This window comes from Azospirillum isscasi (assembly GCF_030849505.1).
In the GTDB taxonomy this organism is placed as follows: Bacteria; Pseudomonadota; Alphaproteobacteria; order Azospirillales; family Azospirillaceae; genus Azospirillum; species Azospirillum isscasi.
This window is the reverse complement of sequence record NZ_JAUJFI010000135.1, coordinates 1-15,811: the sequence shown is the minus strand read 5'-3', so window position 1 is coordinate 15,811 and position 15,811 is coordinate 1. Positions and strand designations below refer to the sequence as shown.

Here is a 15,811-nt window from a genome sequence, read left to right as displayed (position 1 = left end):
CGCGATAGCGGCGTCCGCTCCGCGGGCATACCAGATCGTGGCCGAGCCTTTCGCCATCATGGCTGACCCAGCCGATGCGCCGGGCCGGGTTGCCGACCATCAGCGCGAAGGGCGGCACGTCGCGGGTGACCACCGCACCGGCTCCGACCATGCAATAGGCCCCCAGCGTATGGCCGCAGACGATGGTGGCGTTCGCCCCGATGGTGGCGCCGCGCCGCACCAGCGTCGGGCGGAACTCGCTCTTGCGCTCGACCTCGGCCCGCGGATTGACGACGTTGGTGAAGACGCAGGACGGCCCGCAGAACACACCGTCTTCCAGTGTCACCCCGGCGAAGAGGTGGACGTTGTTCTGGATGCTGCAGCGTTCGCCCACCTCCACGCGCGGGCCGATCACCACGTTCTGGCCGATCGTGCAGCCGCGGCCGATGCGGGTGTCCGGCAGGATGTGGCTGAAGTGCCAGATGCGTGTCCCGGGGCCGATTTCGACACGGGCGTCGATGCAGGCGGTCTCGTGGACCGACACGCCGGGAAAGGACGGGCGGGCCGCCGGTTCCGGCTTCCGGCTGCGCTCCTCGTCCATGGTGCGCTGCGCTTCCTGCAGCACGCGCAACACACGCAGCCCTTCGGCTCCGTCGGTGCGCGGGCGCCGGCCAAGGGTCAGGCATTCCAGGAAATGGGCGCATTCCAAGAGCAGCGGCTCGGCCGGTTCAAGCTCGACCGGCAGGGCCTCGGCCTTGGCCGGGGTGGGCACGCCACTGATCCAGTCGATGCGATGCGGATAGAGCCGCAGCTTCTCCGGCCAGTCCAGCCCATCGTCAAACACCGCCATGCCGCGGTCGCCAACGACGACGAGCTTCTGTTCCTTAACCGGGTGCAGCCAGGATACGAATATGTGCGCCTGCTCTCCGCCGGGGAAGCTGAGATGGGTGGTGGTGACGTCGGCGATCACCTTGTGCAGATAGGCCGCTCCGACAGCCTGCACCCGCTCCGGCCCGGTTCCGACCAGCGACAGGATCATGGAGATGTCGTGGGGAGCAAAGCTCCACAGGGCATTCTCCTCGCGGCGCACCTTGCCGAGGTTGAGGCGGTTCGAATAGAGGTACTCGACCCGTCCGAGCCGGCCTTCGTCAACGAACGCCTTCAAGGCGAGGAATGCCGGATGGTATTGCAGGAGATGGCCGACCATCAGCACCCGGCCGCGCGCCTCGGCCAGACGGACCAGCTCCTCGGCCTCGCCCACCGCGAGCGCCAGCGGCTTTTCGACGAACACATGCTTGCCGGCCGTCAGTGCGGCCAGGGCCAAGCGATAGTGGGTTTCGGCCGGCGTGGCGATGACGACCGCAGGCAGGGCGGGATCGTCCAGGATCTCCGCCAGACCACGGGCGGGAACATCATAACGTGCACCGACTTGGGCGGCGGCGGCCGGATTGGCGTCGTGAACGGCGGCAAGGGCTTTCAACTGATGAAAATTGCGCACCAGATTTTTGCCCCAGGCTCCACAGCCGATGACGGCCACGGGAAGGGCGGACGGCGTGGAGGCTGGGGTCAACTGGGGATCGCTCACGTCGCTGTTTCCGTTGGACCAAGGACCGCCTTCCGGGGGCCTGTCGCCAATATGATATATCCGATTGATCCGAGAATCCGAAAATTCACCAATGATTCGCTGCAAAAGTTGCTGGTCATGCCATCGCGGAATCCGCCGCCGGGGCCGGCATCTCAACGCTCGGCCATGCCCCGGATCAGCTCGATCTGACGGGCCATGCAGCGGGCCAGGTCGTAGCGCTCCACGGCCGTCTCCCGCGCCGCGCGGCCGAGCGGGGCGAAGGCGCCCGGATCCTTCAGAATCTCCACCACCCGGTCGGCGATGGCCTGGGGCGAGAAGAAGTCGACCAGAAGCCCGTTCTCGCCGTCGCGGATCACCTCGCGCACCGGAGCGGTGTCGGAGCCGACCACCACGCAGCCGAGCGCCATCGCCTCCATCATCGACCAGGACAGGACGAAAGGATAGGTGAGGTAGACGTGCGCCCGTGACACCTTCAGCACGGCCAGATACTGGTCGTAAGGCAGATGCCCCAGGAAGACGACGCGGGCGGGGTCGACCGGCACCTCGGCCAGCATGGCCGCCCGCCAGGTCTTGTCCTTGGCGGGGGCCGAGCCGTAGCTGACCTCGTCACCGCCGGCGATCAGCACCTTGGCGTTCGGCCGGGCCTCCAGGATGCGCGGCAGCGCCCGCATAAAGCTGGGGAAGCCGCGGTAGGGCTCCAGGTTGCGCACGGCGTAGGTCAGCACCTCGTCCTGGCGGGTCAGCACCGTGCCGTCCGGCAGGATGACGCGGGCGTCCGGATCGGGCAGGAGCCGCGCGGTGTCCACGCCGTCGTGGATGACCTCGATCTTCGGGTGGAACGGCGCCGGGTGGGAGGCGCGCTGCCACTCGGTCGGGGCGATGCCGCGGTCGCAGGACTCCAGGGCCAGCAAAAGCGGCGTGCTGCGCATCCGCAGCCGAAGCACCGTGTCGATGTTGACCGGAACCGACGGGTCGAAGCCGACGTCCAGCCCCTGGGCGCGGTAGAAGAACTCGCAATAGTTCAGGTAGGGGGTGTTGGGGAACACGTCCTTGACGAACAGCGTCTCGCCCCAGCCCGGATGGCCGACGATGACGTCGGGCCGGAAGCCCTCCTCGCGCAGGCCCATCAGCAGCCGCGCCGCGGCCTGCCCGTGCAGCACCGCGTTCTCGGTGGACACCAGATAGGGGTGCGCGTTCTCCCGCGGCTTGCGGCTGGGCTGGTAGGACAGCCGGCGCACGTTCGGGATCTCCCGGTCGGTGCGCTTGGTGATGAAGACGACGCGGTTCGCCGGGTCCGCGGCCAGGCGGGCGGCCAGATGCTTGTACTGGCCGGGCATGTTCTGGTGGATGAAGACGATGTTCATGATGCCTCCGCAAGGTCCGGACAGGCGCAGCCGTCAGGCGCGCCCGGCGCCGAATTTTCCCCACAGCTTCGGCCCGACCTTCGGCAGGAGAACGGACAGGATCAGCAGGCTGAGCCCGATCACGGTCGGCGCGATCCAGTCCGGCTTGCCGGCCAGGGCGTGGTCCCCCGCGGCGCCGAACTGCACGAAGGCGACGGTCATCGGCAATTGCCCGACCAGCGACCCGAAGGCGTAGGCGCCGAGCCGCACCCGCGTCAGGCCGAGCGCGTAGTTCACCCCGCTGTGCGGCAGGACGGGAACCAGCCGCAGCATGGCGACGGCGCGCCAGCCGCCGTTCTCCAGCCGGCGCAGGGCATCGCCCCAGCGCGCCCCGTCCAGGGCCGGGACCAGCCCGTCGGTGACGTAGCGGGTCAGCAGAAAGCCGGTGGAGGCGCCGACCACGCTGCCCGCCGCCGCCAGCACCCCGCCCCACCAGATGCCGAAGACCAGCCCGGCGACCATCGCCATGACGGAGCGCGGGAAGAACAGCAGGCTGGCCAGGATGTGCAGGAGCAGGAACAGCACCGGTGCCGCGGGGTGGTGGCGCAGGATGTCCTGCAACGCGTCCATCCCGAAGGTGCCGTGCCACGCCCACCAGGCCCCGGCCCCGCCGAGCAGGAGCAGCACGAGCAGCCCCCGCCCCAGGTTGCGGAGGGTGGACAGGGAAGGCGTGCGGCGCTCGGCCATGGGTGCGGGCCTTTGTTTCTTGGAACCGTTTCCTGGAACCGGGGTTCCGCGGGTCCGGTTTGCATATCACGGGCGCTACCGCGCCGCGAGAGACGATCACGCGCCCGCCGGGATGCATCCCCCACAGGCCGGAGGCAAGAAAAAGGCCGCAGCCTGGACGGCGCGGCCTTCAAGTCTAGGGAGGAAACGCCCAAAGGGCATCCGGGAAACAATTTATGCTGCAATGCAGCAAAGATCAAGCCCCCGGTGCACGCCCCTCGTTGAAAATATTTCTTCCCCCACCGGACCGCGCCGCATCCGCCCGGATCGCAAGTTCCGAAAAAAGAAAAGGCTGCAGCCGGTGAGGCGCAGCCTAGTTCTGGGAGGGAGGAAACCAAGAGAACTTGGTGAGGCCATTTATGGGCCGATTTGATTAACAGCGCGTAAACAGACAACGCACTCCGAAGACATACCCATTTTTTGACGAAGATCAATAAAGCCAAGCTCCCGCTTGGCCGGGAAAGGCCGCGTCAGGGCTGCCGGCGGGCGAGCGCCGTCCGGATGTCGTCCTGCCACACCATGCTGACCAGGGCGATCTGGGTGAGCAGGACCATGTCGCCCTGCGCGATGGCGGCCCGCAGCTCCTCCCGCGTCATGAACAGGATCTCCGTCTCCTCCAGGTCGTCGGACAGGGGATCGGCCACCCGGCGGCAGCCGGCGGCGTGGAACATGTGGGACACCGCCCCGCCCTGGTTGGCGTTGACCGTGTAGCCGCCAAGGGCCGTCCAGTCGTCCGAGACGAAGCCGGTTTCCTCCAGAAGCTCCCGCCGGGCGGCCTCCAGCGGGTCCTCGCCCGGCGACAGGTGACCGCCGGGAAAGGCCAGGGTCAGGCGCCGCGGACCGTGCCGGTACTGGCGGTAGACGATGGCCCGGCCGTCCTCCGTCTCGGCGAAGATGCAGGCGAAGGACGGCATGTCGAACTGGTAGTAGTCGCGGACGATCCGCCCGTCGGGCAGCTCCACCGTCTCGACATGGATTTTCAGGAACGGGTCGGCGTCGAGCAGTTCACGGCTTTCCAGAACAGTCCATGGGCGCAGGCGGCGCGTCATCCTTCGGTCTCCCTGTCGGCGCGTCTTCGGGGCATGGCGGGGCATGGGTAACGGTCCGCCGCCGCCAGGGCAACAACACCGTCGGGACAGCAACCCGGTCAGGACAAGGGGCCACAAGGGGCCACAAGGGGCCCGAGACGAAAAGGCCGGAACAAGGCCCACGGAGCGGACGCCCGAAAAGCCGGCGCCGGGACTCCACCGCGGCATGTGCATTCGAAAACACTCATCAATCATTCAGGGACTTATCAATCAATAGAGCAAGCTGAAGTCATCATATATGGACGTATGCACCGCCAAAATGGGACTCGCCATGACACTCTTGCTCTCCATGGTGAGCTTGATAGGATATATGAACAACGACCGATGCGAATTATGTCTTAAATTTTATCCTTATGCTTGCGAAAGGCGATGGCCTGCCGGCCGCAGCCGGAAGCCGCCCCACCTTCCCCGTCCCTCGACAGCCGCCACCCCTTAGCCGCCGCCCCTTGAAAGCCGTGGAAGCCCCATGTCCAGCCTTCCCCTCTCCGACCTCCACCCGTCTTCCCCCGCAGCCGCACCACACCACGGCCCGTCCACGGAACCACGGGACGCCCCCCGAAGCGGCACGGAATCCGATGGGCAGCCGCCGGTCCGGGCTCCGCAGGATCTGGCCGCCGGCCTGCTGATCACGGCTTTCGGCCTGACCGCCCTCTGGCTGGGACGCGACTGGCCGACCGGCACGCTCGCCTCCGTGCAGTCCGGCTTCTTCCCGCGGATGATCGGGCTGCTGATGGTGCTGGCCGGCGCCGTGGTGACCGGGCGGAGCCTGCTGTCCCAGGGCGCCGCCCTGCCGTCCTTGGGCTGGCGCCCGCTGTTCGGGGTGACGGCGGCGGTGCTGGCCTTCGCCGGAACGGTGGAATTCCTGGGGCTGGTGCCGGCGGTGCTGATCCTGGTGGGGCTCGGCAATCTGGCTGGCCGGCCGCTGCGTCCGGTTCCGCTGGCGCTGCTGGGCGCCGCCCTGGCCGCGGGCTGCGTCGCGCTGTTCGTCTGGGGCCTGGGCCTGCCCCTGCGGGTGTGGCCATGATGGAGCTTCTCGGCAACCTGCTGCTCGGCCTGTCGGTCTCGCTGTCCCCGGACAATCTGCTGCTCTGCTTCGGCGGGGCGCTGATCGGCACGCTGATCGGCGTCCTGCCCGGACTGGGGCCGACCGCGACGGTGGCGATGCTGCTGCCGTTGACCTTCCACCTGCCGCCGGTCGGCGCGCTGATCATGCTGGCGGGCATCTTCTACGGCTCGCAATATGGCGGGTCGGCGACGGCCATCCTGGTGAATCTGCCGGGCGAATCCTCGTCCGTCGTCACCTGCCTGGACGGCCACGCCATGGCGCGGCAGGGCCGGGCCGGGGTGGCCCTCGCCACGGCGGCGCTCGCCTCGCTGTTCGCCGGCATCGTCACCACCGTCCTGATCGCCGTGGCCGGCCCGCCGCTGGCCGGGGTGGCGCTCGCCTTCGGACCGGCGGAGTATGTGTCGCTGATGCTGCTGGGCCTGATCGGGGCGGTGACGCTGGCCCACGGGTCGGTGGTGAAGGCCATCGCGATGATCCTGCTGGGCCTGCTGCTGAGCATGGTCGGCACCGACGTCAATTCCGGCGACACGCGCTTCACCTTCGGCCTGCCGCAGCTTTACGACGGCATCGACTTCGTTCCGCTCGCCATGGGCCTGTTCGGGCTGGCGGAGATCATCGCCAGCCTGGAGCAGACCGGCGGCGCCGGGCGGACCACCGCCCCCATCGCCAGCCTGTGGCCGAAGCGCGAGGACGTCCGCCAGGCCTGGCCGGCGACGGTGCGCGGCACGGTGATGGGGGCGCTTCTCGGCATCCTGCCCGGCGGCGGCGCCACGCTCGGTTCCTTCGCCGCCTATTCGCTGGAGAAGAGGCTGGCCCGCCGGCCGGAACGCTTCGGCCAGGGCGCCATCGAGGGGGTGGCCGCACCGGAGGCCGCCAACAACGCCGCCTCGCAGGCCTGCTTCATCCCGATGCTGAGCCTGGGCATCCCGCCCAACGCCATCATGGCCCTGATGATCGGCGCCATGACCATCCACGGCATCACGCCGGGGCCGCAGATCATGGCCAAGCAGCCGGAGCTGTTCTGGGGCATGATCGCCAGCATGCTGATCGGCAACGTGATCCTGGTGATCCTGAACCTGCCGATGATCGGGCTGTGGGTGCGGCTGCTGAAGGTGCCCTACGGCTATCTGTTCCCGGCCATCCTGGTCTTCTGCTGCATCGGCACCTACACGCTGAACAGCAGCGGCTTCAACATCCTGCTGATGGCCCTGTTCGGCGTCCTGGGCTACGCGCTGCGCAAGCTGGACTGCGAGCCGGCGCCGCTGATGCTGGGCTTCGTGCTAGGCCCCATGCTGGAGGAGAATCTCGGGCGCGCCCTGCTGCTGTCGGGGGGCGACCCCTCCGTCTTCGCGACCCGCCCGATCAGCGGCAGCCTGCTGGCCGCCGCCGGTTTCCTGCTGGTCCTGATGGTGATGCCGACGGTGCGCCGCCGCCGCGACGAAGCCTTCAAGGACGAGTGAATTCCGGCTTATTCTCTTTTTCGTTTGCACCACACCCGTCTCCAGACACCGGAACGGGTGGCCTTCATGCCGTGAAAGGTCCTTGCGTGATGACCGTCGTCAAAGAGTTTCCCCGTCCCGCCCCCGATCTGGTCGCGTCCTTCCGCGGCCAGTCCCCGGCCACGCTGCACGAAGCGATGGGCAAGAAGGGCGCGATGTCCTTTCCGATCAAGCCGCTTTATCAAGGCATGACGCTGTTCGGCACCGCGGTGACCGTGTCCGGCGGCCCCACCGACAATCTGATGATCCACGCCGCCATGGCGCTGACCCGTCCGGGCGATGTGCTGGTGGTCGATTTCAAGGGCATGATCGAGGCCGGCCCCTGGGGCGACGTGCTGACCGAGGCGGCGCTCCAGCGCGGGCTGGCCGGTCTGGTGATCGACGGCTGCGTGCGCGACGCCGCGGCCATCCGCGCCATGGGCTTTCCGGTCTTCTGCCGGGGGACCAGCATGAAGGGGACCACCAAGACCCAGCCGACCGGCGACGTGAACACCCCCATCGTCTGCGGCGGCGTGCTGGTCATGCCGGGCGACATCGTGGTCGGCGACGACGACGGGGTGGTCGTGGTGCCCCAGGCCGAAGCCGCCGCCACGCTCGCCAAGGCGGCGGAGCGCGAGCGGATGGAGGAGGGCCTGCGCGAACAGCTCCGCGCCGGACGGACGACGGTCGAGGCGCTGAAGCTGGAACCCTATCTGGAGGCCGGCGGCATCACCCTGTGACGCGGGCCGCCGCGTGAGAGCGGGCGGGCCGCGAAACCTGCCCGCCCATCATCTGGAACGGTGCCTGGAGTGGTATTACCGGATCTTCGCGAAAGAACATCCTCAGGCAAAAAAAATGCCGCGTCCGGACACAAGGTCGGCGCGGCAGACGAATGCTCTTGGAGCATCATGATGTTTTTGGTTTCCTCCCCAGACCTCAAGGCCTTTGTTTTGTGAGAGGAAATTTCCACAGTCCGTGCAGGGAAGTCAACCGCATTGAGCGGGGTATAACTTTAAGCCTAATTTTTTCCTTCGGTTCGCCAGAATGGCCGATGGGGTGCCGTGAAGAAAAATCGAAGCGGAAGCCGAACAGAAGGCTTGCGTTCCGCAGGGCGGGTGCGGTATCTCCCTGCCTCCTTCGTTGGAGCGGCGCGGGCGTAGCTCAGGGGTAGAGCACAACCTTGCCAAGGTTGGGGTCGAGGGTTCGAATCCCTTCGCCCGCTCCAGTATCACGAAGGCCGGCTTCAAAATTTCCGCAAGACAGATTTCCGCACGGCATGGCGTACCGCTCCCGGATCGACGGGCTTGGCGGTACGAAACCACATGCCGTTGCCGAAATATTAACCCACTGATAGGGGTCTCGGGCTAAGGTCGGTTGAAACGACTTTAACAAACGATAAAGTGCAAGCGCCGTGACCATGCAGCAGCTTGACCGTCCGAGTTCACCGCTGACCGAGGCGCTGCAATCCGGCTTTCCCGGGCACGGCCTGACCTTGCCGTCGATCATGGACGCGCCATAATGGACGGCTCCGGCGGCGCAAAGCCGTTCCCCTTTCTGCCTTACGGGCGCCAGGACATCGGCGAGGACGACATCCGCGCCGTAGCCGCGGTCCTGCGCGGCGATTGGCTGACCCAGGGCCCCCTGATCGACGCGTTCGAGCGTGCCCTGTGCGAGCGCACCGGCGCCGCTCACGCCGTGGCCTGCTCCAACGGCACCGCCGCCCTGCACCTGGCCTGCCTCGCCCTCGCCCTCGCCCCCGGCGACGCGGTGGTGGTCCCCGCCATCACCTTCCTCGCCACCGCCAATGCAGCCCGTTATGTGGGGGCCGAAGTGGCCTTCGCCGACGTCGATCCCGCCACCGGCCTGATGGGGCCGGAACAGGCGGAGGCCGCCATCGAGCGGGCGGAGCGGGCGGGCTGGCGGGTGCGTGCCCTGGCGCCCGTGCATTTCGCGGGGCAGACCGCCGACATGGCGGGACTCGGCGCGCTCGCCGCCCGCCGCGGGCTGGCGGTGATCGAGGACGCCTGTCATGCCATCGGCAGCCTGTGCATCGCGCCGGACGGGCGTGCCGTACCGGTCGGCGCCGGAACCGGCGGGACGCTCACCACCTTTTCCTTCCACCCCGTGAAAACCATCGCGGCGGGCGAGGGGGGAGCCGTCACCACGAACGACCCGAATCTGGCCGCAAGCCTGCGCCGTTTCCGCAACCACGGCATGGAGCGGGACCCCGCGGGATTCGAGGATCACGAGGCCGCGTTCGACGAAAGCGGTTCGGCCAACCCCTGGTACTACGAGATGGCCGAGCCGGGCTTCAACTACCGCCTGACCGACATCCAGTCCGCGCTCGCGCTCAGCCAGATGGGGCGGTTGGATGCCTTCGTGGCGCGGCGACGGCACCTCATGGACCTTTACGCGGAACGGCTGGCCCCGCTCTCCCCTCTCGTCCTGCCGGCGGCGCGCGTCCCCTGGTGCCGGCCCGCCTGGCATCTGTGCGCCGTGCGCATCGACTTCGCGGCGGCCGGGCGGCGGCGGCCGCAGGTCATGGCGGATCTGCGGGTGCAGGGGATCGGCACGCAGGTCCACTACATTCCGGTTCATCGCCAGCCCTACTGGCGCCGCCGCTACGGCGATCTCGCCCTGCCCGGCGCGGCCGAGCATTACGCCCGGACCCTGTCGCTTCCATTGTTCCCGGCCATGGCCGACGGCGACGTGGACCGGGTCGTCCGAGCCCTGGCCACAGCGCTCGGCCTCGACGGTCCGTCCTGAACCGTCCTCCGCCGCACGGTTCGGAACGGCGGCCCGCCGCCATTGCTGAGAGGTTTTCTCCCTTCCAAAAATGCGCTATTCCAAGCGTCATCTGGAATGCTTCGGAGCAGGGTCATGGCCGAGGGTACTGTGGACTATTACGCGATGGTGGAAGAGGCCTGGCAACTGAGCGACACCGCGCGCGACTACGTGAAGAACGCGGGCCGCGATGTCGACAATGCCGAACTGTGGGAGAAGGTCTTCGCCTCATCGCCCCTGATCGACCTGGAGCGCACCCGAACCGAGGGTGGCCAGCCGCTGCAGAAGATCTTCTTCAAGAACCCCTACGGGCTGCAGTACCGGGCCGATCACAAGGATTGGATACCGTTCCGCCACGGCGCCCTCGACCCCGCCTATCTCCAGGCGATCTGAAACATTCTCCCCGGAATGGTTTCGGAATGGTCTCGTGAAGGCCGGAGCGCACCGACGAGACGCGGCGCACAGCCCTTTGTCGGCCCGGCCCTTCACCGGCAGGCCATACGCTTGTCCGGCGCACACCATCTCGTGCGGTCCCCCCGGAAACCCGCAACCGGACGGCTTCACCGAAACGGCGGCCCAGAACACGACGCACGGCGTTTGAACGCCGGAAGCCGTCTCCCGGATGGAAACGGGCAAGGGCGCGTGGTTTTCAGCATCAAGGAACTTTCATGCGCATAGCGATGATCGGCACGGGCTATGTCGGGCTGGTGTCCGGCGCCTGCTTTTCGGAATTCGGGGTGCACGTCACCTGCGTGGACAAGGACGCCACCAAGATCGAACGCCTGAAAGGCGGAGAGATCCCGATCTACGAGCCGGGGCTGGACGAGTTGGTGGCGCGCAACGTCGCCGCCGGCCGGCTGTCCTTCACGCTGGACCTGAAGGAGGCGATGGCCGGTGCGGACGCCGTGTTCATCGCGGTGGGCACCCCGACCCGGCGCGGCGACGGCCACGCCGACCTCTCCTACGTCTACGCCGCCGCCGAGGAGATCGCCGCCAACCTCGACCACTATACGGTGGTGGTCAACAAATCGACGGTCCCGGTCGGCACCGGTCGCGAAGTGAAGGCGATCATCAGCCGCACCAATCCCAACGCCGCTTTCGACGTGGCGAGCAACCCGGAATTCCTGCGCGAAGGCTCGGCCATCGGCGATTTCATGCGCCCCGACCGCGTGGTCATCGGCACCAGCTCGGAGCGCGCCGCGGAGGTGATGCGCCGGCTCTACCGCCCGCTCTACCTGATCGAGACGCCGATCGTCCTGACCTCGCTGGAGACGGCGGAGCTGACCAAATACGCCGCCAACACCTTCCTGGCCGCCAAGATCACCTTCATCAACGAGATCGCCGACCTGTGCGAGAAGGTGGGCGCCAACGTCCACGACGTCGCCCGCGGCATCGGGCTGGACGGCCGCATCGGCAAGAAGTTTCTGCACCCCGGCCCGGGCTACGGCGGGTCCTGCTTCCCCAAGGACACGCTGGCCCTGGTGCGCACCGCCCAGCAGGTGGGCAGCCCGCTGCGCATCATCGAGACGGTGGTCGACATCAACGACAAGCGCAAGAAGCAGATGGCCGAGCGCATCGTCGCCGCCTGCGGCGGGTCGGTGGCCGGCAAGACGATCGGCGTTCTGGGCGTCACCTTCAAGCCCAACACCGACGACATGCGCGACGCCCCGTCGCTGGACATCATCCCGGCGCTCCAGGCCGCCGGCGCCACCGTGCGCGCCTATGATCCCGCCGGCATGCACGAGGCCGAAAAGCTGCTGCCCGGCGTCGAATGGGCCCGGGACGCCTACGGCGCCCTGGAGGGAGCCGACGGCGTCGCCATCCTGACGGAATGGAACGAGTTCCGCGCGCTGGATCTGAAGCGGGTCAAGGCCCTGCTGAAGAAGCCGGTCATGGTGGACCTGCGCAACGTCTACAATCCCGAGGACATGGCCGCCGCCGGCTTCGCCTACTCCTCCATCGGGCGGCCCACGGAGCCGTTCCAGAACGTCTGAAGCGACCGGTTCAAGGAGGTCCGTCGAGACCATGAGCGAAGCCCATACCTTCCACCCGACCGTGCTGCGCGAGTACGACATCCGCGGCATCGTCGGCAGCACCCTGACCGCGGCGGACGCCCGCGCGGTCGGTCGGGCCTTCGGCACCGTGGTCGCCCGCGGCGGCGGGAAGACCGTGTGCGTCGGCTACGACGGCCGGCTCTCCTCGCCGGAGCTGGAAGCCGCCCTGGTGGACGGGCTGGTCGCCTGCGGCCTGCACGTTCTGCGCATCGGGCTCGGCCCCACCCCGATGCTGTATTTCGCCACCCGCGACCGCGAGGCGGCGGCCGGCATCATGATCACCGGCTCCCACAACCCGCCGGATTACAACGGCATCAAGATGATGCTGGGCAAGGGGCCGGTCTACGGCCAGCGGATCCTCGACCTCGGCGTCATCGCGTCGAAGGCCGACTATGTGTCCGGCGAGGGCTCGTCGGAGCACATCGACGTCAAGGACGCCTATGTGGACCGCATGGTGCGGGACTATGACGGCACCCGCGACCTGACCGTCGCCTGGGACGCCGGCAACGGCGCCTCGGGCGAGATCCTGCGCCGCCTGACCGCGAAGCTGCCGGGCAAGCACATCCTGCTGTTCGACGAGATCGACGGCACCTTCCCCAACCACCACCCGGACCCGACGGTCGAGAAGAACCTCGTCGACCTGAAGGCGGCGGTGGCGGAGCATGGCTGCGACATCGGCATCGGCTTCGACGGCGACGGCGACCGCATCGGCGCCATCGACCATCTGGGCCGCGTGGTGTGGGGCGACCAGCTCGTGGCGATCTACGCCGCCGACGTGCTGAAGAGCCACCCCGGCGCCACGATCATCGCCGACGTGAAGGCCAGCCAGACGCTGTTCGACGAGATCGCCCGGCTCGGCGGCAACCCGCTGATGTGGAAGACCGGCCATTCGCTGCTGAAGGCGAAGATGGCCGAGACCGGCTCTCCGCTGGCCGGCGAGATGTCGGGCCATATCTTCTTCGCCGACAAATGGTACGGCTTCGACGACGCGCTCTATTGCGGGGTGCGGCTGATCGGGCTGGTCAGCAAGCTGAACCAGCCGCTGTCGGAACTGCGCGACCGCCTGCCGCCCGTGGTGAACACCCCGGAAACCCGGTTCCAGGTGAGCGAGGAGCGCAAGTTCCAGGTCGTCCAGGAGGTCAAGGCCCGTCTGACGGCGGAAGGCGCGGACGTCAACGACATCGACGGCGTGCGCGTCCAGACGGCGGACGGCTGGTGGCTGCTGCGCGCCTCCAACACCCAGGACGTGCTGGTCGCCCGCGCGGAGTCCGGCACGCCCGAAGGGCTGGAGCGGCTGAAGGGCATGGTCGTGGCCCAGTTGGAAGCCTCCGGCCTCCAGGCCCCCTCCTTCGAGGACGGCGGCAACGCCCACTGACCGGACGAAACGAAAAGGCCCTTCCCCGCATCCGCAGGGAAGGGCCTTTTTCTTTGCCTGGGTTCCGGAAAAGAGGCGGTGAGAATTCTCACCGGTCCGCGTCGGAGAGAGGATCGGTGAGAATTCTCACCGCCCCTGATCAGCCCCCCTCACCGTCCAGAATGGCGTCGATCGAACGGCGCAGGTCGCGCAGCACCTCACGGTCCACGTCCTCCAACCGCTTCGGCTTCTCCTGGAAGGCTTGCAGAGCCTCCCGGGTGCGCAGGATGTTGCGGGAGACGCGCAGGCTGAAGGCGCTCAGCACCGCTTCCGGCTCGTCCCGCGAACCCGTTGCCGCAACGCCGGGCACACGGGGATCGGGCACACGGGGATCAAGCAGGGGCTGGTCGCTGGACAAACTGTCCAGAAGGCGCATCTGCGCCTCGGCATCGTCGAGCGCGGCGATCTGGTAGAGCTTGTAGCGGGCGATCCTCTTCTCCGCGCCCTCGTAGCGCTCCCGCACCGCCGGAGCGATCCGGATCAGCCCGAGGGTCCGGGTGATCTCCGCCTTGTCGCGCCCCATGATCTGGCCGAGGTCGGCGTGGGAATAGCCGTGCTTCTCCACCAGGGCCACGAAGGCGTCGGCCTCTTCGAAGGGGGTCAGGTCGGCGCGCAGGACGTTCTCCACCACCGCCACCTCGGCGGTGTCGATGCCGTCCGGCACCAGGATGCAGGGGATCGTCTGCTGGCCGAGCGCGCGGACCGCGCGCAGGCGTCGCTCCCCGAAAACGAGCTGGAAGCGGCTCGGCCCCAGTTCCCGCACGCCGATCGGCTGCTGCAGGCCGTATTTGCGGATGGAGTCCGTCAGGGCGGCCAGCTCCGCCTCGTCGAAGCGGCGGCGCGGCTGGTCGGGGTTGGCTTCGATCCAGTCCACGTCGGGGTAGACGAGCCTCACCCCTTGCTCCGGCTCCGCGAAAACGGCGAGCGCGCCGCGGCTCATGGCGTTCAGCCGGGCAAGATTCCCGGTCCCGAGCTTACGCGACATTGGCCACCTCCACGCGCTTGCGCCGCTCCACGGCGATGGCGTCGGCAAGCGCCCGGTAGGACGAGGCCCCCGGCGCGTCCGGCACCGCCTCCAGCGCGGCGCGTCCGGCGAGCGCCGCGTCGCCGTAGATGGTCGCCCGCGGCACCGGCGGGAAGATGCGCAGCGTGCCGCCCAGCGCGCTGTGGAGCTGCTCCAGCGTCACCTGATGCTGGTTCAGGCGGGCGTTGTGCATGGTCGGCAGGATGCCCAGGACGGCCAGGCTGGGGTGGCAGCGCCGCTTCAGCTTGTTGATCGTCTTCAGCAGATGGTTCACGCCGATGGAGGACAGATATTCGGTCTGGCAGGGGATGACGATGACGTCCGACGCCACCAGCCCGTTGGCCGTGCACTGGCCCAGGTTCGGCGGGCAGTCGATGAAGATGAAGTCGTAGGCCGCCCGCGCGTCCTGCAGCCGCTCCCGCAGGGCCATCGGACCGCTGGGATCGGCGGTCAGCTCGACCTCGACGGAGGCCAGCTCGATGCTCGACGGGGCGATCTCCAGCCCCATGTCGCCGATCGGGACGACGATGTCCTCGACGGCGACCTCCTCGCGCAGGACATGGGCGAGCGACTTGCGCCGGCCCTCCTCGTACTCGATCAGGTCGATGCCGAGATGCGCCGTGGCGTTGGCCTGCGGGTCGGCGTCGATGATCAGCACGCGGTAGCCCTCGCGCGCCAGGATGCTGGCGGTGTTGACCGTGCAGGTGGTCTTGCCGACCCCGCCCTTCTGGTTGGCGAGGCAGACGACCAGCGCCGGGCCGTGCTTGCCGTCCACCACCGCCGTCTCCTTCAGAAGGAAGCGGACGACCGCGTCGGGGATCTTCTCGCTGTTGCTTTCCCACCGGGAGATCTTGGACCGGTCGTAGCGCCGCTCCAGCCGCTCGTTCAGCCAGGCCGCGAAATCCGGCTGTGAAAGTTTGCGCTCCTCGCGCAGGAGCCTCATGTCTTCGCCACGCACGTCAACCTCCACAGCGAATGCGCTTGCCGTGTTCAACCGATACGACGGAGCCCCGAATCGGTCAAGGTTGACGGTCCCCCCCATTGCATCAACAGCCGGCATCAACAGCAAAAAGCCGGTCCGGGGGAGGGCATCCCCCGGACCGGCGCCTTTCAGAACATCTCAGGTCACAGGTTGATGAAGGCGATGTAGTTCTGGTCGCCCATGGTGCCGGTGGTGACGGTCATCGCGCCCACCGCCTTGCCGGCGAAG

Annotated in this window: 13 protein-coding genes and 1 tRNA gene; 8 read left to right on the top strand and 6 right to left on the bottom strand. The window is 67.9% G+C overall.

All coding sequences use genetic code 11. The annotated features are described in order from the left end of the window. The 4 genes from QSG27_RS21735 to QSG27_RS21720 all read right to left on the bottom strand — a co-directional run. Nucleotides 1-1,564: Gfo/Idh/MocA family oxidoreductase (locus QSG27_RS21735; protein WP_306709799.1), on the bottom strand; the 1,564-nt coding region annotated here is incomplete at its 3' end. A 152-nt stretch (nt 1,565-1,716) separates the two neighbouring features. After that, the gene (locus QSG27_RS21730) at nt 1,717-2,928 is read right to left on the bottom strand and encodes a glycosyltransferase family 4 protein (protein WP_306709798.1); all 1,212 of its coding nucleotides are present in this window, start codon (nt 2,926-2,928) and stop codon (nt 1,717-1,719) included. A gap of 33 nt (nt 2,929-2,961) precedes the next feature. Beyond that, on the bottom strand, nt 2,962-3,654 hold the full coding sequence (locus QSG27_RS21725) for a TVP38/TMEM64 family protein (protein ID WP_306709796.1): 693 nt from the start codon (nt 3,652-3,654) through the stop codon (nt 2,962-2,964). 509 nt (nt 3,655-4,163) lie between these two features. Further along, nucleotides 4,164-4,742 (bottom strand): NUDIX hydrolase, encoded by a 579-nt coding sequence (locus tag QSG27_RS21720; protein ID WP_306709795.1) that lies wholly within the window; start codon nt 4,740-4,742, stop codon nt 4,164-4,166. A 505-nt stretch (nt 4,743-5,247) separates the two neighbouring features. On the opposite strand from QSG27_RS21720, the gene QSG27_RS21715 reads away from it, so the two are divergent. The 8 genes from QSG27_RS21715 to pgmG all read left to right on the top strand — a co-directional run bounded on the left by QSG27_RS21715 (nt 5,248) and on the right by pgmG (nt 13,538). Further along, a complete protein-coding gene (locus QSG27_RS21715; RefSeq protein WP_306709794.1) occupies nt 5,248-5,805 on the top strand; it encodes a tripartite tricarboxylate transporter TctB family protein in 558 nt (185 codons plus the stop codon). Beyond that, on the top strand, nt 5,802-7,307 hold the full coding sequence (locus tag QSG27_RS21710; RefSeq protein WP_306709793.1) for a tripartite tricarboxylate transporter permease: 1,506 nt from the start codon (nt 5,802-5,804) through the stop codon (nt 7,305-7,307). Before QSG27_RS21715 ends, QSG27_RS21710 begins: the two co-directional genes overlap by 4 nt. Before the next feature lie 89 nt (nt 7,308-7,396). Then, nucleotides 7,397-8,065: a 4-carboxy-4-hydroxy-2-oxoadipate aldolase/oxaloacetate decarboxylase gene (locus QSG27_RS21705; RefSeq protein ID WP_306709792.1), complete on the top strand. Its 669-nt coding sequence runs from the start codon at nt 7,397-7,399 to the stop codon at nt 8,063-8,065. 410 nt (nt 8,066-8,475) lie between these two features. Further along, nucleotides 8,476-8,550 (top strand) — tRNA-Gly (locus QSG27_RS21700). A gap of 293 nt (nt 8,551-8,843) precedes the next feature. Then, complete coding sequence (gene pseC / locus QSG27_RS21695) at nt 8,844-10,091, top strand: UDP-4-amino-4,6-dideoxy-N-acetyl-beta-L-altrosamine transaminase (protein WP_306709790.1); 1,248 nt, start codon at nt 8,844-8,846, stop codon at nt 10,089-10,091. A gap of 114 nt (nt 10,092-10,205) precedes the next feature. After that, entirely contained in the window at nt 10,206-10,502 is a 297-nt protein-coding gene (locus QSG27_RS21690; RefSeq protein ID WP_306709788.1) for a hypothetical protein, read from the top strand. A 275-nt stretch (nt 10,503-10,777) separates the two neighbouring features. Further along, on the top strand, nt 10,778-12,103 hold the full coding sequence (locus QSG27_RS21685; RefSeq protein ID WP_306709786.1) for a UDP-glucose dehydrogenase family protein: 1,326 nt from the start codon (nt 10,778-10,780) through the stop codon (nt 12,101-12,103). 31 nt (nt 12,104-12,134) lie between these two features. Then, nucleotides 12,135-13,538 carry a phosphoglucomutase/phosphomannomutase PgmG gene (gene pgmG, locus QSG27_RS21680; protein WP_306709784.1) on the top strand — a complete coding sequence of 468 codons (1,404 nt, stop codon included), beginning with the start codon at nt 12,135-12,137 and terminating at the stop codon, nt 13,536-13,538. Nucleotides 13,539-13,677: 139 nt separating this feature from the next. Here the strand turns inward: pgmG and QSG27_RS21675 are convergent, their stop codons facing one another. After that, complete coding sequence (locus QSG27_RS21675; protein WP_306709781.1) at nt 13,678-14,562, bottom strand: ParB/RepB/Spo0J family partition protein; 885 nt, start codon at nt 14,560-14,562, stop codon at nt 13,678-13,680. After that, entirely contained in the window at nt 14,552-15,559 is a 1,008-nt protein-coding gene (locus QSG27_RS21670) for an AAA family ATPase (protein ID WP_306709779.1), read from the bottom strand. The genes QSG27_RS21675 and QSG27_RS21670 overlap by 11 nt, the downstream gene beginning before the upstream one ends. Nucleotides 15,560-15,811 lie beyond the last annotated feature (252 nt).